Below are 22638 nucleotides of genomic sequence, written 5' to 3' on the forward strand. Positions count from 1 at the left end.
TGCTCGCCTGTGCGGTGTTTTTTTTGGCTCAAAGCTATCGCTCCAGCGGGAAACGTCGTTTCCCGTGGGGTCTTTGTCGCCGGATCACGGGCCAACTCTGTGAGGAAGTGCCAGAATGAGCAAGACCCGCAAGGCCGAATTCCGCCCCAACGAATTCGTCGTCTATCCCGCGCATGGCGTGGGTCAGATCGTCTCGATCGAGGAGCGTGAAATCGCCGGGATGCAGCTCGAACTTTTCGTCATCTCGTTCGAGAAGGACAAGATGACGCTGCGCGTGCCCACCGACAAGGCGACCGCCGTGGGGATGCGTTCGCTCAGCTCGCCGGACATCGTGTCCAAGGCGCTGGCGACGCTCAAGGGCAAGGCCCGGGTGAAGCGCGCCATGTGGTCGCGTCGTGCGCAGGAATACGAGCAGAAGATCAACTCGGGCGACCTGCTGGCAATCGCCGAGGTGGTGCGCGACCTGCACCGCACCGACGATCAGCGCGAGCAGAGCTATTCCGAGCGTCAGCTCTATGAGGCCGCGCTCGAGCGTCTGACCCGCGAAGTCGCGGCCGTTTCCGGCATCGACGAGGCCGGCGCCGCAAAGCAGGTGGACGAGGTCCTGGTCGCCCGCGCGGCCTGATCCGGCCCGGTCCCCCGGTCCGGTCCTGACGATCGCACGCGCCCCGGGGTTCCCGGGGCGTTTTTCGTGGCGCGGCCGAGGCTGGACAGCGGCCCGCGCCCTGGACTATAGCCTTGCGCGATCACGCTGACACAAATCCGTAAACCCGGAGTTACCCATGGCAGGCCATTCCAAATGGGCCAACATCCAGCATCGCAAAGGGCGGCAGGACGCCGTCCGTTCGAAGCTGTTCTCGAAGTTCTCGAAGGAAATCACCGTCGCCGCCAAGATGGGCGACCCCGATCCCGACAAGAACCCCCGCCTGCGGCTGGCGATCAAGGAAGCCAAGTCGCAGTCGATGCCCAAGGACAACATCGAACGCGCGATCAAGAAGGCGACCGGCGGTGATGCCGACAGCTACGAGGAAATCCGCTACGAGGGCTATGGCCCGGGCGGAGTGGCGGTGATCGTCGAGACCATGACCGACAACCGCAACCGCACGGCCTCGAACGTGCGCTCGGTCTTTGCCAAATACGGCGGCAACCTGGGCGAGACGGGCTCGGTCGGGTTCATGTTCGACCGTATGGGGCAGATCCTGTATCCGGTCTCGGCGGGGGATGCGGATTCGGTGATGGACGCGGCGATCGAGGCCGGGGCCTCGGACGTGGAGAGCGGCGAGGACGGCCATGTGATCTGGTGCGAATTCACCGATGTGGGCGAGGTTTCGAGCGCGCTGGAGGCAGCACTGGGCGAGTCCGAATCGACCAAGCTGGTCTGGAAGCCGCAGACCACGACCGAGCTGGACCTCGAAGGGATGCAGAAGCTGATGAAGCTGATCGACGCGCTCGAGGATGACGACGACGTGCAGACCGTCACGGCGAATTTCGAAGCCTCGGACGAGGTGATGGAGCAGCTCTGATCCCGGGCGCCGCATGGGCTGGGACGGGAAGGGGGCCACGGGGCCCCCTTTTGCGTGGCGCGCGTGGTTGCGGGGCGAAACGGCGCGGGGACGGGGCGGTTTCGCCCTCGGCCGGCAGCCTTCCAGGCCGCAGCCCTCGGGCGACCCGGCGCGGCGCTGAAGCGCCGCGCAGCCGCCGCCGGACTGTCGTGTTTCTTTCATCGCACCGTCACGGGGTTGTTACCCCTGGCCGCGACACAGCGGCGCATGTCAACCAAAGGAGCCCGACATGCTTCGCCGTTCCCTTCTTCTGGCCACCTCGGCGCTGATCGCCGCGCCGATCCTCGCTCATGCGCAGGCGCTGTCCTTTGCGCCGGTGCCCTTTGCCGCCGACGATGCCGCGCGGCGCCAGGTTCTGGCGTCCGAGAGCGTCACCCTGGACGGGCAGGTCCATGCGATCGGTTATCATGCCTTTGCGCGCAGCGGTGATGCGCATGGCGATCACCGTTTTGGCGCGCTGGTCACCCGCAGCGGCGCGACGATCACCGACGCGCAAGGCCACCCGGACCTGTCGTCCTCGGCCGACTTCACCTCGTTGATCCAGGCGAACGGGCGCCTCTATTCCATCACCCATTTCGAGAACCGCCCCGGCGCGATGTATCTGAGCGAACTCGCGCAGGCGCCGGACGGCACGCTGACCATGATCGCCACCGCGCCGATCGACTTTTCGGGCCTCAACGGTCTTTGGGTGCCTTGCGCCGGTTCGGTGACCCCCTGGAACACGCATCTCGGGTCCGAGGAATACCCCGCCGATGCCCGCCAGATCGCCGAGGCGCAGCAGCTTTCGGACATCGACGGCTATGCCTTTGACATGGTGCGCTACGAGGGGATCGACCCGGCGAGCCTGGATCTGGCGACCTTCCGCGCGGCCTATCGCCCCTATCGCTACGGCTCGCCGATCGAGGTGACGATTGACGAGGGCGGCACCGCGACGCCGGTGCGCCACCACGCCATGGGCCGGATCGCGGTCGAACTGGCCTCGGTCATGCCCGACCAGCGCACCGCCTATATTTCGGACGATGGCTCGAACGTGGGGCTGTTCCGCTTCGTGGCGGACAGGGCCGGCGATCTGTCGGCCGGGCAGCTTTATGCGGCGCGCTGGATCCAGACCTCGGCCGAGGGTGCCGGGGCCGCGACCCTCGCCTGGGTGGACCTGGGCCACGCCGACGATGCCAGTGTGCGGGCGGCCGTCGAGGCGGGCGTCGGCTTTGACGACCTGTTCGACACCGCCGCCATGGCCGAGGACGGCACTTGCCCCGCCGGTTTCCTGGCATCGAACGCCGAAACCCGGGCCGAATGCCTGCGCGTGCGCGACGGGATGGACATGTTGGCCTCGCGGCTGGAAACGCGGCGCTATGCCTCGATGATGGGCGCGACGACCGAGTTCCGCAAGATGGAGGGCATCACCTACAACCCCGAGGCCAACACCCTGTATCTGGCGATGTCCGAGGTCTCCAAGGGGATGGAGGACGCGGCGTCGCAGGACCGGGGCGGGCGCAACGACATCCGGTTGGAAAAGAACGGCTGCGGCGCGGTCTATGCGCTGACCCTGGACGCGGGCTATGTCGCCACCGCCCTGACCACGCTGGTTGCGGGCATCCCGGCGCAGTATGGCGATGACACGCCGATGGCCGGCAACACCTGCGACATCGACGCAATCGCGAACCCCGACAACCTGACCTACCTTCCGGGCCATGACACGCTCATCATCGGCGAGGATTCGGGCAGCGGGCACCGCAATGACGTGATCTGGTCGATGAACCTGACCTCGGGCGCGTTGACCCGCATCTTTTCGACCCCTTACGGCGCCGAGACGACCTCGCCCTACTGGTATCCCGATGTCGGCGGGCACGGCTATCTGATGGCGGTGGTGCAGCACCCCTATGGCGAATCGGACGAGGACCAATTGCGCGACCCCGCCGAGGCGCGCGCCTATGTGGGCTATATCGGGCCCTTCCCGGCGCTGAACTGACGGCGCGCGGTGCCGTTTGGAAAGGGGCGCCCGTGCGCCCCTTTTTCCTGTTCGGGCGGGCTTGACCACGGGGCCGACGTCCGCAACACAGAACACCGCACAGAACGGGAGAGAACGACATGCAGATGCGCAGGCTTGGCCGCAACGGACCCCGGGTTTCCCCTGTCGGCTATGGGGCGATGTCGTTTTCGGATTTCTACGGTCCGACGACCGAGGGCGCCTCGCACGCGATCCTGGACCTGATGCGCGACCGGGGCGCGAACCATCTCGATACCTCGAATGTTTACGGCAACGGGCGGTCGGAAACCTGGATCGGCAGCTATCTGGCCGCGAACCCCGGCGCGCGCGCGGATTTCGTCATCGCCACCAAGGCGGGGATCACCAAGGACGCGGACGGCAAGCGGTGCTTTTCGAACAGCGCCGCGCATCTCGAGGCCGAGCTGGACGCCAGCCTCAAGCGACTGGGTGTCGATCATGTGGACCTGTTCTATGTCCACCGCCGCGAGGCCGAGCGACCGATCGAGGAGGTGACCGAGACGCTGGCCCGGCTCAAGGCCAAGGGCAAGACCCGCGCCATCGGCTTTTCGGAAATCGCGCCCGCGTCGCTGCGCCGGGCGGCGGCGGTGCATCCGGTCGATGCGGTGCAATCCGAATACAGCCTGCAAACCCGCCTGCCCGAACTGGGCCTGGTGCAGGCCTGCGCCGAGCTGGGCACCGCGCTGGTCGCCTTTTCGCCGGTGGGGCGCTCCATGCTGACCGACCACCCGATCCGCCCGGATCGCCTGTCCGAGGTCGCGTTCCTCAAGAACAACCCCCGGTTCCTGCCCGGCAACCACGAGGCCAACCTGGCGATCACCGACCGGTTCCGCGCGCTTGCCGCCGAGTTGGGCGAACCCGCTGCTGCGCTGGCGAACGCCTGGCTGCTGAGCCGCGGACCGCACATCCTGCCGATCCCGGGCACCCGGTCGGTGGGCCATTTCCAGGAATGCCTGCGCGGCGGCGAAATCACCCTTACGCCCGAAATCCTGGCGCGGATCGACACGGTGCTGCCCGCGGGCTGGGCGCACGGCGACCGCTACGACGCCGTGCAATGGGTCGGCCCCGAGCGCTACTGCTGAGCGACCTGGTCCCTGAGCATCCGCCTGAGGATCTTGCCCGAGGTCGATTTCGGGATCGTGTCCAGCACCTGAAGCCGGCGGATCTGCTTGTAATGCGCGATCTCGGGGTCCAGGAAGGCCTGCACTTCGGCCAGCGAGGGCGGGTTGGCCGACACGATGAACGCCATCGGCACCTCGCCGGCGTCGGGATCGACGACGCCGATCACGGCGGCATCGGTGATCGCCGGGTGCTTCAGCAGCAGCGCCTCCAGCTCTGCCGGTGCCACCTGGAAGCCCTTGACCTTGATCAGCTCTTTCAGCCGGTCGGTGATGTAGAGATAGCCATCGGCATCGAAATGGCCGATGTCCCCGGTCCGCAGCCAGCCGTCCTCGACGATGGTTTCGGCAGTGGCCTTGGGGTTGTTCAGATAGCCCTTCATCACTTGCGGACCCTTGACCCAGATCTCGCCGTCGGCGCCATCCGGGGCGTCCGTCATCGTCTCGGGATCGACGATGCGGCACAACGTGTTCGGAATGGTGACCCCCGAGGCCCCCTTGCGGCCCTTGCCCTTGGGCGAGACATGGCTGCCGGGGCTGAGTTCGGTCATGCCGTAGCCCTGCGTCGCCGCGGTGCCCAGCCGCGCGCCCATCGCCTCGGCGACATCCGCACCCAGGGGCGCCGCGGCCGAGTTGATCTGCACAAGGAAACTCAGGTCGAATTTGTCCACCAGCGGGTGTTTCGCCAGCGCCAGCGCGACCGGGGGCACGATCCACATGCGCGGCGTGCGGTATTTCTGGCAAAGCGTCAGGAACATCTCCAGATCGAACCGAGGCATGGTCACCAGCGACCCGCCGGCGGCGATATACACGTTCATCAGAACGTGCAGCCCGTAGATGTGAAAGAACGGCAGGAAGGCGACGGTATGCTCGCCCCTGTGCAGATCGGCCAGGGCCAGCAACTGGTCCGCGTTCACCGTGAGGTTGCGCTGGGTCAGCATCACGCCCTTGGGCAGGCCCGTCGTGCCCGAGGAATAGGGCAGGCAGACCACATGCGCGTCCAGATCGACCGGCGCCTGCGTGTCAAGCGGCGCGCCCATGAACGCGGCCAGCCCGGGCACCTCGTCCACGCCGGGGCCGATGACCACGATCTCGCGCACCCTGGTGCCCTTGATCCCCTCTCTGGCGGTGTCCAGGAAGGGTGCGACGGTCACCAGCAACTCGGCGCCCGCGTCGTTCAACTGGTGTCGCAATTCATGCGCGGTGTAGGTCGGGTTCACCGTGGTGACCGTGCCCCCCGCCCAGGCGACGGCGTGAAAGACGGTGCAGAACTCGGGGATGTTGGGCGCCATCAGCGCGACGCAACCGCCCGGCGCATAGCCGCGCGCCGTCAACCCGCCAGCCAACGCCTTGACCCCGCCGATGAATTGCGCGCCGGTGACCTCGCGACCGGTCGGGCCGTCGATCAGGATCGCCTGCGCGGGGTCGATGCCCGCGAACACCAGTTCGGTGATCGACAGATCGCGGATCGGAACGTCGGGATAGGGGCTGCGGATGATGGTCATGTGGGGTCCTCCTGGTCGCAAAGCTTAGCACCGCGCGGCAACAGGGAAAGCGGAAAAGCAGGCCCGCCTGCGGCGCGCCCGCGCCCGGTTTTCAGGCGGTTGCGCTTGCCAGCCGGCGCCGAAGGGTCTATAGCGCGCGCATCCCGAGGCGAGGTTCTGACGGGTGCCGATCACCGGCGCCCCTTTCGGCCTTTGTTGAACGGGCAGCGAAAGACCGGCGGAACCAACCGTCTGGCCAGTGAAACAGAACCACAAGGACTGAACTGCATGAGCAACGCTATGGAAGAATTCGAAGCCCTCCTTGCCGAGAGCTTCGAGATCGACACCCCCCAGGAAGGGACGGTTGTCAAAGGCCGGGTCATCGCCATCGAGGCGGGCCAGGCCATCATCGACGTCGGCTACAAGATGGAAGGCCGCGTCGATCTGAAAGAATTCGCGAACCCCGGCGAGGCCCCCGAAGTGGCCATCGGCGACGAGGTCGAGGTCTATCTCGAGCGCGTCGAGAACGCCCGTGGCGAAGCCGTTGTGAGCCGTGAGAAGGCCCGCCGCGAAGCCGCCTGGGACCGCCTGGAGAAAGCCTACGAGGACGAGCTGCGCGTCGAAGGCGCGATCTTCGGCCGCGTCAAGGGTGGCTTCACTGTCGATCTGGGCGGTGCCGTGGCCTTCCTGCCGGGCAGCCAGGTCGATGTGCGCCCCGTGCGCGACGCCGGCCCGCTGATGGGTCTGAAGCAGCCCTTCCAGATCCTGAAGATGGACCGCCGCCGGGGCAACATCGTCGTCTCGCGTCGCGCCATCCTGGAAGAAAGCCGCGCCGAACAGCGCGCCGAGGTCATCGGCAAGCTTGCCGAAGGTCAGGTGCTGGAAGGCGTCGTCAAGAACATCACCGAATACGGTGCGTTCGTTGACCTGGGCGGTGTGGACGGCCTGCTGCACGTCACCGACATGGCCTGGCGCCGCATCAACCACCCGTCCGAAGTCCTGTCGATCGGCCAGAGCCTCAAGGTTCAGGTCATCAAGATCAACAAGGAAACCCACCGCATCAGCCTGGGCATCAAGCAGCTTCAGGCCGACCCGTGGGATGCGGTCGAATCCAACTATCCGCTGGGTTCGGTCCACAAGGGCCGCGTGACCAACATCACCGACTACGGCGCGTTCGTCGAGCTGGAGCCGGGTGTCGAAGGTCTGGTTCACGTCTCGGAAATGAGCTGGACCAAGAAGAACGTCCACCCCGGCAAGATCGTCTCGACCTCGCAGGAAGTCGAAGTCATGGTGCTGGAAATCGACAGTGCCAAGCGCCGCGTGTCGCTGGGCCTCAAGCAGACCCAGCGCAACCCGTGGGAAGTCTTTGCCGAAACGCATCCCTCGGGCTCGACCATCGAGGGCGAGGTCAAGAACATCACCGAATTCGGTCTGTTCATCGGCCTGGACGGCGACATCGACGGCATGGTGCACCTGTCGGATCTGTCGTGGGACCAGCGCGGCGAAGAAGCGATCCAGAACTACCGCAAGGGCGACGTGGTGCAGGCCGCCGTGCTCGAGGTCGATGTCGAGCGCGAGCGCATCTCGCTGTCGATCAAGGCTCTGGGCGCCGACACCTTCTCGGAAGCCGTTGACGGCGTGAAGCGCGGCTCGATCATCACGGTCGAGGTCACCGCCATCGAAGACGGCGGCATCGAGGTCGATTACAACGGCATGAAGTCCTTCATCCGTCGTTCGGACCTGGCCCGCGACCGTGCCGACCAGCGCCCTGAGCGCTTTGGCGTCGGCGACAAGGTCGATGTCCGCGTGACCTCGGTCGATTCGAAGACCCGCAAGCTGGGCCTGTCGATCAAGGCCCGCGAGATCGCCGAAGAAAAAGAAGCGGTCGAACAGTATGGCTCGTCGGATGCCGGCGCGTCGCTGGGCGACATCCTCGGCGCGGCCCTGCGCGGCAACAACTGATCGACCCTCAAGGTCGTCATCGAGCCCCGCTTCGGCGGGGCTCTTTGCTTTTCGGCGGGTGGCGACGGCACCCTCAGCTGGCCGCAATCCGCCGCAATTTCGTTGCAACATGCAGTTTTCGTTGTGCAAACCCGCGAAAAGCCTATAGTTGTCGCGTGATGTGAACGCTCGCAGAAAGCGTCTATGCTGCCACTCTTGTGCCACCTGGGGGGGAGGCCATGATCCGTTCGGAACTGATTCAAAAGCTCGCCGAGGATAATCCGCACCTGTACCAGCGGGACGTCGAGCGAATCGTCAACACCTTCTTCGATGAGATCATCGAGGCCCTCGCGCGCGGCGAACGGGTTGAATTGCGCGGCTTCGGCGCCTTTTCGGTCAAGCAGCGCGATGCGCGCACCGGGCGCAATCCCCGCACCGGCGCCACTGTCGAGGTCGAGGAAAAATGCGTCCCGTTCTTCAAGACCGGCAAGCTGCTGCGCGACCGGCTCAACGGGCTGGAGAGCTGACCAGAGACCATGAAATACCTTCGTTACGCCCTGCTGGCGATCGTTCTTCTGTTGTGTGTGACCGTCGCGCTGGCCAACCATGACCCGGTGACGCTGGCGTTGTGGCCCGATACGGTGACCGCCTTCGTCGGTTTCGGCTACACGATCACGCTGCCGCTGTTCCTGATCGTCGGCGGCGCGGCGGGGCTGGGGCTGTTGTTCGGCCTGGTCTGGGAATGGTTGCGCGAACGCGGGCAGCGGGTCGAGGGCAAGAAGGCGGTGCGCGAGCTGGAAAAGGCGCGCAGCGATCAGGTCGTCCCGTCGGCGGCCGGGGCGGCAAAGACCAATCCGCAGCGCGACCAGGTGCTGGCGATCCTCGACGAACCGACGCAATGACCCGCTTGCCGGTTCGGGTGAAGATCTGCGGCCTGACCCGGCCGCAGGACATCGAGGCCGTGGCCGCCGCCGGCGCGGGCTATGCCGGGCTGGTCTTTTTCCCGAAATCGCCGCGCGCGCTGAGCCCCGCGCAGGCCCGCGCGCTGTCGCTGGCGGCCCCGCCCGGGTTGGCGCGGGTGGGACTGTTCGTCGATGCGGACGACGCCCTGATCGACACCGTCCTGGCCGAGGCGCCCCTGGACATGCTGCAACTCCATGGTCACGAAAGCCCCGAGCGCGTCAGCGACCTGCGCGCCCGTCACGGGTTGCCGGTGATGAAGGCCGTAGGCATTTCCGGGCCGCAGGATCTGCCGGCGCTGGCCATCTATGGCCGTGTGGCGGACATGCTGCTGGTCGATGCCAAACCGCCCCGCGACGCCGTGCTTCCCGGGGGGAACGGGCTGGCCTTTGACTGGCGGCTCATCGCCGGGCGGCGCTGGCCGGTGCCCTGGATGCTGGCCGGTGGACTCGATGCGGGCAATGTGCGCGACGCGATCGCGCTGACCGGGGCGCGTCAGGTCGATGTATCCTCGGGCGTGGAAAGCGCGCCGGGGATCAAGGATGCGGACAGGATCGCGGCCTTCTGCGCCGCGGCGATGGGGTAGGGCGTCATGGGGCTGCTGAGCAAGGGTCTGGTCTATCTGGCGATCGCCACCGCGGGCGCCGCCTTTGCCACGCGCCCCGGCATCGACGAGGTGCGCGTGCTTTTTCGCGAACGCCTGGCCGCGCAGATCGCGGACGGGTCGATCCTGCCGTCCGACAACGGGGCCGCGCAGGCGTTGCTCGCGGCGTGCCAGATATCGCCCGGCCAATGCGCTCGGGTGCTCGATGGCGCGGTGGCGATGGACTATACCAACCGCTACCTCTGGGCGACGGTCGTGGCCCGCGCGCCCGGATTCGCGCCGCTGCAATGCCTGGCGGCCTTTGACCGCCTGCTCTGCCATTGAGCAGGGCCCCCGCGTTCCCCGGGCGGAACGGCCTTCGTGACCGCCTTCCCCTTGTCTCGGGCGTGGTCTCAAAGTAATTCGTTGGCAACAACCGGGGAGAGGCTCACATGCCCGACGATCTGATGAATTCCTATATGACCGGCCCCGACGAACAGGGCCGCTTCGGCATTTTCGGCGGTCGTTTCGTCAGCGAGACGCTGATGCCGCTGATCCTCGACCTCGAAGCGCGATACGAGCACGCCAAGACGGACCAAAGCTTCTGGGACGAGATGAACGACCTGTGGAAGCACTATGTCGGTCGTCCCAGCCCGCTCTATTTCGCGCAGCGCCTGACCGATGAACTGGGCGGCGCCAAGATCTATCTGAAGCGCGAGGAACTGAACCACACGGGCGCGCACAAGATCAACAACGTGCTGGGGCAGATCATCCTGGCCCGCCGGATGGGCAAGACGCGCATCATCGCGGAAACCGGCGCCGGACAGCACGGGGTCGCCACCGCGACGGTCTGCGCCAAGTTCGGGCTGAAGTGCATCGTCTATATGGGCGCGACGGATGTCGAACGTCAGGCGCCCAACGTCTTCCGCATGAAACTGCTGGGGGCCGAGGTCGTGCCCGTGACCTCGGGCCGGGGCACGCTGAAGGACGCGATGAACGACGCGCTGCGCGACTGGGTGACCAACGTGCGCGACACGTTCTATTGCATCGGCACGGTGGCGGGCCCGCACCCCTATCCGGCGATGGTGCGCGATTTCCAGGCGATCATCGGCCAGGAAACCCGTTGGCAACTCGAGGAGCAGGAAGGCAAGGGCCGTCTGCCCGACACGATCATCGCTGCCGTCGGCGGCGGGTCGAACGCAATGGGGTTGTTCTACCCGTTCCTGGACGATCCCTCGGTGCAGATCATCGGCGTCGAGGCCGGCGGCCACGGCGTGGATGAGCGTATGGAACACTGCGCCAGCCTGACGGGCGGGCGCCCGGGCGTGCTGCATGGCAACCGCACCTATCTGCTGCAAGATCCCGACGGTCAGATTCTTGAGGGGCATTCGATCAGTGCGGGCCTGGACTATCCGGGAATCGGCCCCGAACACGCCTGGCTGCACGATATCGGGCGGGCGAAATACGTGTCGATCACGGATACCGAGGCCCTCGCGGCCTTTCAGCAACTCTGCCGGACCGAGGGAATCATCCCCGCGCTGGAAAGCTCGCACGCGCTGGCGCATGTGGCCAAGATCGCGCCCGACCTGCCGCGCGACCATATCATTGTCGTCAACCTTTCAGGGCGCGGGGACAAGGACATCTTCACGGTCGCCAAGCATCTGGGCGAACAGATGAGCGTCTGACACCGGGCTCGCTTCGCCAGCCTGCCGAACGGCCCGGGTGCAACCCGGGCCGTTTGCGTTGCGGCGCGGCCAACGCGGCCGCGCGGGCTGCATAAACCCGGGTTTATCCCAAAGTTTATGGCCTTTTTCGTTCGGGTTATGCCCGCCGTTTTAACCCCTGGGTGAATGGCGCCGGTCCTCTTTTCGGGCTGATCTGCTCCCCGAGGCAACCAACCTCGTGCCTCGACAAGACCAAACCTCAAGACGATCCGAACAGGAGAAACGACCATGACCATGACCAAACTGACCGCTTCGGCCGCGCTTCTCGGCACCGTTGCCGCGCTGACCCTGGGGTCGATGGCGCTGGCCCAAACCGCCGGGCAGACGGCTGGCAACGGCAACACCGGCCTGCGGCTGACGCAGGGCGGCACGCAACAGACCGGCGCGCAGATCGGCGGCGAAGGCAACGACCACGACGGCGGCTATGGTGGCGGCAACGGTGGCGGCGACAATGACGGCGGCAACGGTGGCGGGAACGGCGGCGGTGACAGCGACGGCGGCAACGGTGGCGGCGACGACTGATCCCCACAACGTCAGGCAGGCCCGGGTTGCGCTCGGGTCTGCTTCTTGGTTTTCTGAACGCCCGCGCGGACCGGCCGCGCGGCGGCACGTCGAGGAGGCGGGATGCAGAGCCTGATCAGAGCCTCGGTGATGGTGGTGCTGGTTTCGGCTCAGGCCGCCTGGGCGACGGATGTGCAGGATCCGGTCGTGGCCCGGCTGCGCAACGAGGGGTATTCCCAGGTCGAGGTCAGCCGCACCTGGCTGGGGCGCACGCGCATCCTGGCGTCAGGGCCCCAGGGCCAGCGCGAGGTGATCCTCAGCCGCAACAGCGGCGAAGTCCTGCGCGATCACATGCTGTCGGGCCCCGGCGCCGCCCCGGACGGCGGCCCGGCCGAGGGCGAAGCCAGCCCTGGGGGTGGCCCCGAGGGCGGCGCGGAGGGCGGTGGCGGTGGCGACGGCGGCGGGGATGGCGGCGGGGGCGAGCATGACTGACGGCGAGGCGCGGGCATGAAGCGACAGTCCCTTCTGGCGATCGCGCTTTTGGTGCAGGCCTGCTGCACCGTGCTGTTCGTGGCCGATATCCTGGGCTCGGTGCTGGGGATCGAATCGGTGCTGCTCAGCTGGCAGACCCACGAGCTGCTGGAAATCGGCGCGTTGCTGGGCCTGGTGCTGGGCTTCGTGCTGGGCGCGCTGGCGCTTCTGCGGGCGCAGCGCGACGCGCGGCAGGCGGAGGCGGGCCTCAAACGCGCGCAATCGGCCTTTGCCGCCGTGATGGACGACCGCTTCGACGCCTGGGGTCTGACGCCGGCCGAACGCGACGTGGCGCTCTTTGCCATCAAGGGCATGACCACGGCCGAAATCGCCGGACTGCGCGGCACCTCGGAAGGCACGGTCAAGGCCCAGTCGAACGCGATCTACCGCAAGGCGGGGGTGTCGAGTCGCAGCCAGTTGTTGGGTCTGTTCATCGAGGACCTGGTCGGCCCCGATGCGGGCGCGCCACCCGGGACCAACGGCGCCCGGGCCTGAGCGTCAGCGCAGGCGCGGAATGCCGTCCGCGCCAAGGGTCTGCTCGACCACGCCGGCGCGCAGGCTGCGCCCGATACGGTGCGCCAGCGCCGACCAGGCGGCTGCGGCCTCGGGCGGCAGATTGCGGCGCAGCACCATGTCGAAGAGCCCCAGCCAGGGATCGAACATCCCCGGCCGCACATTGCCGGCGGCGCGGTGCACCGCCAGCGGGTTCCCGTCATAGCCCTTTTCATACAGGATCGCATTGCGCCAGAAGCGCGCGATCTTGGCCTCATGCGCGGGCCAGTCGGTGACATGGCGGGCGAACACCGGGCCCAAGCCGGGGTGTTCGCGCACAAAGGCATAGAAATCCGCGACGACGATGTCGATCTGTTCGGCGGTGACGGGGATGCGAGGTTCCAGCATGATACCCCCTAGATGCGCCCCGGCGCGCGGCGCGACAAGGGACACAAGGTCACATCCCCGGATCGTCCAGCGCGTGCAGGCGCAGCACATCCAGCGGCACCACCGTCAGCGTGCGCCTGTGCGTCGCGCGCAGCCGGATGCGCGGCGCGGCGCCCTCGTCATGGGCTTGCAGGAAACGGCCCGCGCACAGGCACCACTGGTCGCCCGGCTTCAGCCCTGCAAAGCCGAACTCGGGCCGCGGGGTGCTGAGATCGTTGCCCAGGTATTTCGACAGGGCCAGGAATTCCGCGGTCATCACCGCGCAGACCGTGTGCATGCCCTGGTCCGACGCGGCCGTATCGCAACAGCCGTTGCGAAAGAACCCCGTCACCGGGTCCTGCGAGCAGGACTCGAGGGGGTCGCCCAAGACATTGATCGACGGCTCCATCCGGCGGTGCTTTCCTGTTTTATGACATGCTTGCCCGGTTCCCGCAGGGGCGCCGAGGCGGTCGGGACCCAGCCTAGCACGAAACGCGCCGCCGACCGACCCCCGTTCGCAGGGCCCGGTCTGCCGGGGCCCGTTTACAGTGCCTTGTGGCTGCCGTCGCAGAACGGCGCCTTGGCCGAGTGCTTGCAGCCGCACAGGAAGACGCGCTTGCTGTCCTCGGCGGTGAATTTCGTCGGCGACAGGCCGGTGCCCTTGTGCGACCCGTCGCAGAAGGGCTGGTTCTGCGAACGTCCGCAGGCGCACCAGTAATAGCTTTTGCCGGCCTCGACCTCGACCGGATAGGGGGCTTTCTGGGCAATGATGGGGGCTTCGCTCATGGCTTACTCCGTAGGCTGGGATGAAAGCGAATCGACGATGGCGCGGAACATGGCGACATTCTGCGGCATGACGGGGGCGTCTTCGAACTGGCGGTCTGCGCCGTTCACGGCGATCACCACGTCATGGGTGCGGTCGATCCACAGGTTCTGGCCATAGATGCCGCGCGCCCAGACCTCGCCCGGGCGGGCGTCGGGGGGCAACCACCACTGATAGCCGTAGCCGGTGCCGAACTCGGCCGGGTAGGGGCCCGGGGCGGTCGATTCTTCGATCCAGGCCGCGGGCACCAGTTGCCGCCCCTGCCAGACGCCACCCTGCGCGACCAGTTGCCCAAGGCGGGCATAGTCCCGCGTCGTCATGTTCAACCCGCCCAGCACGAAGGCCACGCCGTCGCCGTCGGTGACATAATAGGGATCGCTGTCCAGGCCCAGGGGCGTGAACAGGCGCTCTTGCATCAGGGCGGGAATGGTGCGTCCCGTGGCGCCCCGGATCACCATGCCGATCACATGCGTATCGATCGACACATACTGCCAGTCGCTGCCGGGCGGTCCGCGCCGCGCGGTCTGGCCGGCGGCGAAACCGTCCATCGAGCCGCCCAGCGCCAGCACCCTGCCCATGCGGTTGATGTCGGACCAGAAGTCCAGGTAATCCTCGTTGAAGGCGACGCCCGATTCCATCCGCAGCACCTGGCGGATCGTCGCCCCGCGATAGGCCGAGGCCTCGAGCGCGGGCGCATACTGCGTCACCGGCGCGTCCAGATCCGCGATCGTGCCATCCGCGACCAGCGTGCCCAGCAGCAACGACAGCGCGCTTTTCGCCTCGGACCAGGAAATGCGGCGGTCGTCGCGCGCGGTGCCCAGGCGGTAATCCTCGAACACGACGGCGCCGTTGTGCAGCACGACCATGCCCGTCACCTGCCGGTCCACCGCCCAGGTGTCGAACCCGGGGGGCGGGGTCATCGCCGCGCCCTGCGGCAGCACCGAAGGCGTGCCCCCGTCCATGGTGCGGGTGAGGAACAGCTGATCCATATGCGAAAAGTTCTGCACGATTCGATCGGCGTCGAACAACCCGTTCACGGCCAGCAGGCGCGTGACCTCCTCGCGTTTCCACAGGCCCAGGGCGGCCAGCAGAATGACCAGAACCACCAGGCTCCCGCCCAGCCATTTCAACCATTTGCGCATCGCGTTCTCCTTCGCGCCTACCTTGGCAGTCTGCGCCGCGAAAGCAAGCCCCACGCGGACCTTGACGCAGGCCTGGGGCGGGCCTATCTGCCCGCCAGCACGGCCGGCTGACCCCCGGGCGGTGTGACCCGGGTGCGCCTTGCGCGGCGATGACAGCCGACGGCCCGCCCTCCTTTGGAAAGCGCGTTCACATGGCTGTCTGGACGGCGTCTTCGGGCGATCTGGTGGTGGACCGGCGTCTGGCTTTTGCCGAGGGGTATGCCGCCGAGGGCGACCTTGCCGCCGCGATCGGCATTCTGGCCGAGGCGATGGATCTGGTCCCCGGCTGGGCGGCCGGCTGGTTCCGCCTGGGCGAATGGCGGGCCGAGGCGGGCGACCGCGCCGGCGCCATCGCCGCCTGGGACCGCGCGGTGGCGGCCGACCCGTCAGACATGCTTGGCGCCGGGCTGAAGCGCGACCTGGTCCGCACCCACCCGGTGGCCGAGGCCATGCCCGCCGCTTTTGTCGAGGCTCTGTTCGACCAGTATGCGGCGCATTTCGACACCGCGCTGGTGCAGTCGCTGGACTACCGCGCGCCCTGGCTGCTGCGCGAGGCGCTGGCCGGGCGGCACTGGGGCCGGGCGATGGATCTGGGCTGCGGCACGGGGTTGGCGGGTCAGGTGTTCCGCGACGCGGTGGATTGGCTGGCCGGGTGCGACCTGTCGGCGGCCATGCTGGCGCAGGCGCAGGCCAAGGGCGTCTACGACCGGCTGGACAAGACCGACCTCGCCACGCTCGAGATCGGCGAGCGGTTCGACCTGATCCTGGCCGCCGACGTGTTCGTCTATCTGGGCGCGCTGGAGCGGATCACCGCCTGGTGCGCGGGCTCGCTGACCGCTGGCGGAACGCTGGCCTTCACGGTCGAGGCCGAGCCCGCCGCCCCGGTCACGCTGCGTGAAAGCCGTCGTTTCGCCCATTCGCGCGCCTATATCGACGAGGTGCTGACCGCGGCCGGCTTTGCCCGCGTCGTGGTGACCGAGGCCGTGCTGCGTCAGGACCGTGGCGCGCCGATTGACGGGTTCGTCGTCCTGGCCGAGGGCCTGGCGCCGCGCCTTGACCGGCAGGGCGATGGCGAGGGGTTCGCGCTGGCCTGACGCGCGCATTGGCCCGCGCCTTGCTGGACCCGGTGCCGCGGTGCGTTGACTGTCCCGTGCAGCCGGTGACAATCGCGTCATGACCGATTTCGCCCGCCGACTCACCCGCTCGCCCCTGCCGTATGACCGCGATGCCGCTGCCGACATCGCCGCCCGCTTTGCCGACCTGACGCCGGACCTGCGCGGCCTGCTGGCCGGCACCGCCGGGTGCAGCCCGTTCCTGAAGTCGTTGATGGAGCGCGAATCCCACTGGCTGCGCGGCGCGCTGGCAGGGGCGCCCGAGGACGCGCTCGACGCGACCCTCGCCGCGTTGGTGCCCGACACGCCCGAGGCCACCGGCACCGCCCTCAGGCAAGCCAAGCGGCGCGTCGCCTTGTTGGCGGCGGTCGCGGATCTGGGCGGGGTCTGGGCGCTGGAACAGGTCACCGGGGCGCTGACCCGGCTGGCCGACCGCGCCGTGCAACGCGCGCTGGCCACCCACCTGGCCGACGAGATCCGGCGCGGCAAGATCCCGGGCGCGCAGACCGGCGACGAAGAGACCGGCGCGGGCATGGTCGCCTTTGCCATGGGCAAGATGGGCGCGTTCGAACTGAACTATTCCTCGGACATCGACCTGATCTGCCTGTTCGACCAGGACCGGTTTGGCGCCGACTGGCACGATGCACGCCAGGCCTTCATCCGCGCCACCCGCAAGATGGCGGCGATGCTGAACGACCACACCGCCGACGGCTATGTCTTTCGCACCGACCTGCGGCTCAGGCCCGATGCCTCGGTCACGCCGGTCTGCATCTCGATGGAGGCGGCGGAACGCTACTACGAATCGCTGGGCCGCACCTGGGAACGCGCCGCCTGGATCAAGGCCCGGCCCTGCGCCGGGGATCTGGCGGCCGGGGCGCGGTTCACCGACACGCTGCGACCCTTCGTCTGGCGGCGGCACCTCGATTTCGCCTCGATCCAGGATGCGCACGACATGATCGTGCGAATCCGCGCGCACAAGGGGCTCAGCGCCGAGATCGACGGCCACAACCTCAAACTGGGTCCGGGTGGCATTCGCGAGATCGAGTTCTTCACCCAGACCCGCCAGTTGATCGCGGGCGGGCGCGATTCCGACCTCAGGACCCGCGACACGGTGGGGGGGCTGGCGGCGCTTGCGGGCAAGGGTTGGGTCCCCCCCCAGGTTGCCGAGGCGCTGACCGCGCATTACCGCGAGCACCGCGAGATCGAGCACCGCTTGCAGATGGTGGGTGACGCGCAGACCCAGATGCTGCCGACCGCGCCCGAGGCCTGGGACCGGCTGGCGCGGTTCCTGGGCGAGGGCGACACCCAGGCGATGCGCGACCGCCTGACGGCCCGCCTGCACGAGGTCACCGCCCTGACCCGGGATTTCTTTGCCCCGACCGATGCCGACGCCACGGACCGCCCGGACCTGAGCGATCAGCAGCGTGGTATCGTCAGCGGGTGGCGCGCCTATCCCTGCCTGCGCTCGGCGCGCGCGCAAGAGATCTTCACCCGGCTGGAACCCGATCTGCTGACCCGCCTGCTCAAGGCGCCGTTGCCCGACGACGCGGTGGTCGGCTTTGACCGCTTCCTGTCCGGCTTGCCTGCCGGCGTGCAGTTGTTTTCCCTGTTCGAGGCCAACCCGACCTTGATCGACTTGCTGGTCGATATCCTGACCACGGCCCCCAAGCTTGGCGAATACCTGGCGCGCAATGCGGGCGTGTTCGACGCGGTGATCGGCGGCGGCTTCTTCGCGCCCTGGCCGGGTGTCGCCGCGCTTCAGGCCGACCTCGACGAAAAGCTGCGCCCGATCGACGATTACGAACGCCGACTGGACGCGGCGCGCATCTGGATGAAGGAATGGCATTTCCGCATCGGCGTGCACCATCTGCGCGGGCTGATCGACGCGTTCGAGGCCGCCGGCCAATACGCGCATCTGGCGGACGCCGTGGTGGCGGGGATCTGGCCGCATGTGACGGCGGAATTCGCGCGCAAGCACGGGCCGATGCCCGGGCGCGGCGCTGTGGTGCTGGGGATGGGGTCGCTGGGCGCAGCGCGGCTCAATGCGGCATCGGACCTCGATCTGATCGTGATCTACGATGCCGCCGGGCAGGACGCTTCGGACGGGCCCCGGCCCCTGGCCGCGCGGCCCTATTATTCCCGCCTGACGCAGGCGCTGGTGACGGCGCTGTCGGCGCCCATGGCGCAGGGCCGGCTTTACGAGGTGGACATGCGGCTGCGTCCCTCGGGGCGGCAGGGGCCGGTGGCGACCTCGCTGGATGCGTTCCGCGCCTATCAGCAGACCGAGGCCTGGACCTGGGAACACCTGGCGCTGACCCGCGCACGGGCGCTGGCAGGTGCGGCCGACCTCGGGGACGAGGTCGAAGCCTTCCGCCTGGCGTTGCTGACCGAAAAGGGCCGCGGGGCAGGGGTCGCGCAGGATGTGGCCGACATGCGCGCACGGCTCAGGGCGGCGAAGCCGGCGCAGGGCGCGCTGGAAGCCAAGGATGGTGCCGGCCGCCTCCAGGACATCGAGTTGCTGGCGCAGATGGTCGCCTTGCAGGCCGGCGCCCCGGCCCGCAGAACCGAGGCGCAGCTTCTCGCCGGGCGCCGCGCCGGACGGCTGGACAAGCCGCAAGAAGACACGCTGCTCGCTGCCTATCGGCTGCTCTGGCGGGTGCAATGTTCGCTCAGGCTGCTGGCCGACCACGTCACCGACCCCCAGGCCCTGGGCGAAGGCGCCCGGGCCTTTCTGTTGCGCGAGACCGGCGCCGAAACGCTCGACGGGCTGGTCGCCCGGCTGGCGACGGCAACCGATGCCGCTGCTGGTGTCGTGGACCGCCTGTTGGCACCCTGATCGCCGCGCCGGTCGATGCGCGGGCTTGTGCCAAAGGGTGGCGCGGCGCAAGGTGATCGCACAAAGGGGAGGTCGGCCATGGACTTCGACTATGTGATCGCGGGCGGCGGCTCGGCGGGCTCGGTGCTGGCGGCTCGGCTCAGCGAGGACCCCTCGGTCCGCGTCTGCCTGATCGAGGCCGGCGGCAGCGGGCGCGACCTGGCGATCCGGGCGCCCGCACTGGTCGCGGCGATGATCTCGGGGCGGCCACGGATCAACAACTGGGCGTTTCACACCGTGCCGCAGCCGGGTCTGAACGGCCGCCGCGGGTATCAGCCCCGGGGCAAGGCGCTGGGTGGGTCGTCGGCGATCAATGCGATGCTCTATGTCCGGGGCCAGCCGCAGGACTACGACCATTGGGCCGATCTGGGCGCCGAGGGTTGGGACTGGGGCGCCTGCCTGCCCTATTTCCTGAAGGCCGAGAACAACCAGCGCGGGGCGTCCGGCCTGCATGCCGAGGGCGGACCGTTGAGCGTGGCCGACCAATCCGCGCCGCGCGCCATTTCGCGCGCCTTCGTCGAGGCCTGCGCCCAGGCGCAGATCCCGGCGAACGCCGATTTCAACGGTCCCGTCCAGGCCGGCGCTGGCCTGTATCAGGTCACCCAGTTCCACGACGGGCCGCATCGGGGCGAACGCTGCTCGGCGGCGGCGGCGTATCTGTTTCCGGCGATGCAGCGGCCCAATCTGACGGTCCTGACCCGTCGCCTGGTGGAAAAGGTCGAACTGACGGACGGGCGCGCGACCGGGGTGGTGATCCGGCAGGGCGGACGACGCCAGCGGATCGGCGCGCGGCGCGAGGTGATCGTCGCGGCCGGTGCCTTTGGCTCGCCGCAGATCCTGATGCTGTCCGGCATCGGCCCCGAGGACGAATTGCGCGCGCAAGGCATCCGGGTGCAGCACGCGCTGCCGGGCGTGGGGCAGAACCTGCAAGATCACCTGGACTATGTCATCAGCTACACCTCGCCGCGCACGGATGTCATCGGGCTGAACCCCGGGGGGCTGGCGCGGCTGCTGACCGCGGGCCTGCGCTGGCGCAAGGACGGGCAGGGGCTGTTCGCCTCGCCCATGGCCGAGGGGGGCGCTTTTGTGCGGTCCGGCGCGCAGGTGGACCGGCCCGACCTGCAACTACATTTCGTCATCGGCATCGTGGACGACCACATGCGCAAACTGCACTGGTCGAACGGGTTTTCCTGCCACGTCTGCGCACTGCGGCCGCATTCGCGCGGTTCGGTCGGGCTGAACAACGCGCATCCCGCGATGGCACCGCGCATCGATCCGGGATTCCTGACCGATTCGCGCGACCTGGCGGTGCTGAAAGCCGGCGCCCGGATGATGGAACAAGTGCTGGACGCCCCGCCGCTGGCGCCCTGGCGCGGGCGCCGCCTCTATCCGCACGACGGGTCCGAGGCCGCGATCGAGGCCGATATCCGCGCCCGCGCGGACACGATCTATCACCCGGTGGGCACCTGCCGCATGGGAACCGACGCGCTGGCCGTGACGGACCCCGCGCTGCGGGTGCACGGCGTGGCGGGATTGCGGGTCGTGGATGCCAGCGTCATGCCCGCGCTGGTCAGTGGCAACACCAACGCGCCGACAATCATGATCGCGGAACGCGCGGCGGACCTGATTCGCGGGGCCTGAGGTCCAGGCCCCGGACCAGGCCCCGGACCAGGCCCCGGCCCAGGCTTCAGACGCTGACGCCGAACAGCGACCCGATCCCGGCGGTGACCGCCATCGCGAACAGGCCCCAGACCACCACGCGCAGACTGGCGCGCAGGACCGGCGCGGCGCCGGCCTTGGCCCCCAGCGCGCCCAGGATCGCCAGGGTGATCACCGTCACCACCAGGACCACGGGGATGACCTGCCCGGCGGGCGCGGCCCAGGCGGCCAGCAGCGGGATCGCCGCCGCCAGGCTGAACGTCACGCCCGAGGCGAAGGCCGCCTGCAAGGGGTTGGCGGACAAGGCCTCGGACAGGCCCAGCTCGTCGCGGACATGCGCATCGAGCGCGTCGTGCGCGGTCAGTTCGCGGGCCACTTGCAGCGCCGTCCCCTCGGACAGGCCGCGGCCGCGATAGATCGCCGCCAGTTCGGCCAGCTCCGCCTTGGGTTGGGTGTCCAGGGCCTCGCGTTCGCGCGCGATGTCGGCGCGTTCGGTGTCGGCCTGCGACGAGACCGAGACGTATTCGCCCGCCGCCATCGACATCGCGCCCGCCGAGATCCCGGCGATGCCGGCGACCAGGATGGTGGCCGGGTTCGCATCGGCGGCCGCGACGCCGACGATCAGCGACGAGACCGACACGATCCCGTCATTCGCCCCCAGCACCGCGGCGCGCAGCCAGCCGCTGCGGGTGATGTAATGCGGATCGTCGGGATGGGCAGAGGTCTGGGGCATGGCTCGGGTCGATCTGCTGAGTCGGGCGTCGGCGCCCACCATAGGACGGGCCCCCGGCGCCGCAAGACCCCCGGGGCCGGGCTGTGCCGCCCCCCGGGGGTGGCGGATGTCATTCGGCGTTCGGTCGGACCCGCGCCGCGCTCTTGTCGGCAAAGGCGGCCAGGCGGCCGCGGCTGGCCGGCTGGGTGTTGACCACCCCGGCCACGACCGATTCCATATAGGCCGCGTCCAGTGCCGACATGTTCTGCACATGGCTGATGGCCGAGCAGATGGCGAAATTCGACAGGGGCGGGTTGCTTGCCGCGGCGCGCGCGATCTCGTAGGCCTTGGCCTCGCTGTCCTCGACCAGGTATTGCGCCAGACCGACGGCGATCGCCTCGGTGCCCTGATAGACGCGGCCGGTCAGCATCATGTCGATCATCCGCGCCTTGCCGACCAGATCGGCCACCCGGATCGTCGCGCCGCCGCCGGTGAAAAGGCCCCGCTGCCCCTCGGGGAGGGCGAAATAGGTGCTGGCGTCGGCGACGCGGACATGCGCCGACGAGGCCAGTTCCAGCCCGCCGCCGACCACCGCGCCCTTGAGCGCGGCGATGACCGGCACGCCGCCGTATTCCATCTTGTTGAAGGCCTCGTGCCAGCGCAGGCACAGGTGCATGAAATCCTCGGGGCGGCGGTCCTCGGCGTGGTGCTCGACCAGATCGAGACCGGCGCAGAAATGCGACCCTTCGGCCCGCAGCACCACGGCGCGCACCCCGCCCGAGGGACCGGCGCGGCCGATCCTGGTGAAGATGTCGATCAATTCGTCCACCGTCGCGGCATTCAGCGCGTTGCGCTTGTCGGCGCGGTTGAGGGTGACGGTGGCGATGCCGTCCTGGTCCACAGAGACGGTGGTAAAGGTCAGGCCGAGGTCGTCGAATGCGGTCAT

23 protein-coding genes are annotated in these 22638 nt (G+C 68.3%); 16 read left to right on the top strand and 7 right to left on the bottom strand.

The window, feature by feature from the left end:
- Window positions 1-115 precede the first annotated feature (115 nt).
- The 4 genes from H6900_09705 to H6900_09720 all read left to right on the top strand — a co-directional run bounded on the left by H6900_09705 (window position 116) and on the right by H6900_09720 (window position 4652).
- Window positions 116-625, top strand: a complete 510-nt coding sequence (locus H6900_09705) for a CarD family transcriptional regulator (protein ID MCC0073551.1) — start codon at window positions 116-118, stop codon at window positions 623-625.
- Window positions 626-782: 157 nt separating this feature from the next.
- Window positions 783-1523 (top strand): YebC/PmpR family DNA-binding transcriptional regulator, encoded by a 741-nt coding sequence (locus tag H6900_09710; GenBank protein ID MCC0073552.1) that lies wholly within the window; start codon window positions 783-785, stop codon window positions 1521-1523.
- Window positions 1524-1791: 268 nt separating this feature from the next.
- Complete coding sequence (locus tag H6900_09715) at window positions 1792-3534, top strand: DUF839 domain-containing protein (protein ID MCC0073553.1); 1743 nt, start codon at window positions 1792-1794, stop codon at window positions 3532-3534.
- Window positions 3535-3653: 119 nt separating this feature from the next.
- Window positions 3654-4652: an aldo/keto reductase gene (locus tag H6900_09720; GenBank protein MCC0073554.1), complete on the top strand. Its 999-nt coding sequence runs from the start codon at window positions 3654-3656 to the stop codon at window positions 4650-4652.
- Here the strand turns inward: H6900_09720 and H6900_09725 are convergent.
- Complete coding sequence (locus H6900_09725; protein MCC0073555.1) at window positions 4643-6193, bottom strand: AMP-binding protein; 1551 nt, start codon at window positions 6191-6193, stop codon at window positions 4643-4645. The two genes, H6900_09720 and H6900_09725, sit on opposite strands and share 10 nt — an antisense overlap.
- A 267-nt stretch (window positions 6194-6460) precedes the next feature.
- Here H6900_09725 and rpsA point away from each other — a divergent pair, with 267 nt between their 5' ends.
- From rpsA to H6900_09770, 9 genes are all read left to right on the top strand, one after another.
- Entirely contained in the window at window positions 6461-8134 is a 1674-nt protein-coding gene (gene rpsA, locus H6900_09730; protein MCC0073556.1) for a 30S ribosomal protein S1, read from the top strand.
- A gap of 218 nt (window positions 8135-8352) precedes the next feature.
- Window positions 8353-8640: an integration host factor subunit beta gene (gene ihfB, locus H6900_09735; GenBank protein MCC0073557.1), complete on the top strand. Its 288-nt coding sequence runs from the start codon at window positions 8353-8355 to the stop codon at window positions 8638-8640.
- A gap of 9 nt (window positions 8641-8649) precedes the next feature.
- Window positions 8650-9015 (top strand): LapA family protein, encoded by a 366-nt coding sequence (locus H6900_09740; GenBank protein MCC0073558.1) that lies wholly within the window; start codon window positions 8650-8652, stop codon window positions 9013-9015.
- Complete coding sequence (locus tag H6900_09745; GenBank protein ID MCC0073559.1) at window positions 9012-9659, top strand: phosphoribosylanthranilate isomerase; 648 nt, start codon at window positions 9012-9014, stop codon at window positions 9657-9659. The genes H6900_09740 and H6900_09745 overlap by 4 nt, the downstream gene beginning before the upstream one ends.
- 6 nt (window positions 9660-9665) lie before the next feature.
- Window positions 9666-10001, top strand: coding sequence for a hypothetical protein (locus tag H6900_09750; GenBank protein MCC0073560.1), 336 nt, complete (start codon window positions 9666-9668; stop codon window positions 9999-10001).
- Between the two features lie 107 nt (window positions 10002-10108).
- Entirely contained in the window at window positions 10109-11341 is a 1233-nt protein-coding gene (gene trpB / locus H6900_09755; GenBank protein ID MCC0073561.1) for a tryptophan synthase subunit beta, read from the top strand.
- Between the two features lie 267 nt (window positions 11342-11608).
- Window positions 11609-11902 (top strand): hypothetical protein, encoded by a 294-nt coding sequence (locus H6900_09760; protein MCC0073562.1) that lies wholly within the window; start codon window positions 11609-11611, stop codon window positions 11900-11902.
- A gap of 102 nt (window positions 11903-12004) precedes the next feature.
- Window positions 12005-12373: a hypothetical protein gene (locus H6900_09765; protein MCC0073563.1), complete on the top strand. Its 369-nt coding sequence runs from the start codon at window positions 12005-12007 to the stop codon at window positions 12371-12373.
- 15 nt (window positions 12374-12388) lie between these two features.
- The gene (locus tag H6900_09770) at window positions 12389-12907 is read left to right on the top strand and encodes a helix-turn-helix transcriptional regulator (GenBank protein MCC0073564.1); all 519 of its coding nucleotides are present in this window, start codon (window positions 12389-12391) and stop codon (window positions 12905-12907) included.
- Between the two features lie 3 nt (window positions 12908-12910).
- On the opposite strand, the gene H6900_09775 is transcribed toward H6900_09770, so the two are convergent.
- The 4 genes from H6900_09775 to H6900_09790 form a co-directional block, all read right to left on the bottom strand.
- A complete protein-coding gene (locus tag H6900_09775; protein ID MCC0073565.1) occupies window positions 12911-13312 on the bottom strand; it encodes a group III truncated hemoglobin in 402 nt (133 codons plus the stop codon).
- 49 nt (window positions 13313-13361) lie between these two features.
- Window positions 13362-13739, bottom strand: a complete 378-nt coding sequence (locus H6900_09780; GenBank protein ID MCC0073566.1) for a DUF2237 domain-containing protein — start codon at window positions 13737-13739, stop codon at window positions 13362-13364.
- Between the two features lie 134 nt (window positions 13740-13873).
- Window positions 13874-14116, bottom strand: coding sequence for a CDGSH iron-sulfur domain-containing protein (locus H6900_09785; GenBank protein ID MCC0073567.1), 243 nt, complete (start codon window positions 14114-14116; stop codon window positions 13874-13876).
- Window positions 14117-14119: 3 nt separating this feature from the next.
- Window positions 14120-15295, bottom strand: a complete 1176-nt coding sequence (locus H6900_09790) for a serine hydrolase (GenBank protein MCC0073568.1) — start codon at window positions 15293-15295, stop codon at window positions 14120-14122.
- Between the two features lie 191 nt (window positions 15296-15486).
- On the opposite strand from H6900_09790, the gene H6900_09795 reads away from it, so the two are divergent.
- The 3 genes from H6900_09795 (at window position 15487) to H6900_09805 (ending at window position 20962) form a co-directional block, all read left to right on the top strand.
- Window positions 15487-16428 (top strand): methyltransferase domain-containing protein, encoded by a 942-nt coding sequence (locus H6900_09795; GenBank protein MCC0073569.1) that lies wholly within the window; start codon window positions 15487-15489, stop codon window positions 16426-16428.
- Between the two features lie 79 nt (window positions 16429-16507).
- Window positions 16508-19282, top strand: a complete 2775-nt coding sequence (locus H6900_09800; protein ID MCC0073570.1) for a glutamine-synthetase adenylyltransferase — start codon at window positions 16508-16510, stop codon at window positions 19280-19282.
- Between the two features lie 78 nt (window positions 19283-19360).
- Window positions 19361-20962: an FAD-dependent oxidoreductase gene (locus tag H6900_09805; protein MCC0073571.1), complete on the top strand. Its 1602-nt coding sequence runs from the start codon at window positions 19361-19363 to the stop codon at window positions 20960-20962.
- A 46-nt stretch (window positions 20963-21008) separates the two neighbouring features.
- On the opposite strand, the gene H6900_09810 is transcribed toward H6900_09805, so the two are convergent.
- Both H6900_09810 and H6900_09815 read right to left on the bottom strand, forming a co-directional pair.
- The gene (locus H6900_09810; protein MCC0073572.1) at window positions 21009-21713 is read right to left on the bottom strand and encodes a VIT family protein; all 705 of its coding nucleotides are present in this window, start codon (window positions 21711-21713) and stop codon (window positions 21009-21011) included.
- Between the two features lie 109 nt (window positions 21714-21822).
- On the bottom strand, window positions 21823-22638 hold the full coding sequence (locus H6900_09815) for a crotonase/enoyl-CoA hydratase family protein (protein MCC0073573.1): 816 nt from the start codon (window positions 22636-22638) through the stop codon (window positions 21823-21825).

It is taken from the genome of Rhodobacter sp., assembly GCA_020637515.1.
GTDB lineage: Bacteria > Pseudomonadota > Alphaproteobacteria > Rhodobacterales > Rhodobacteraceae > Pararhodobacter.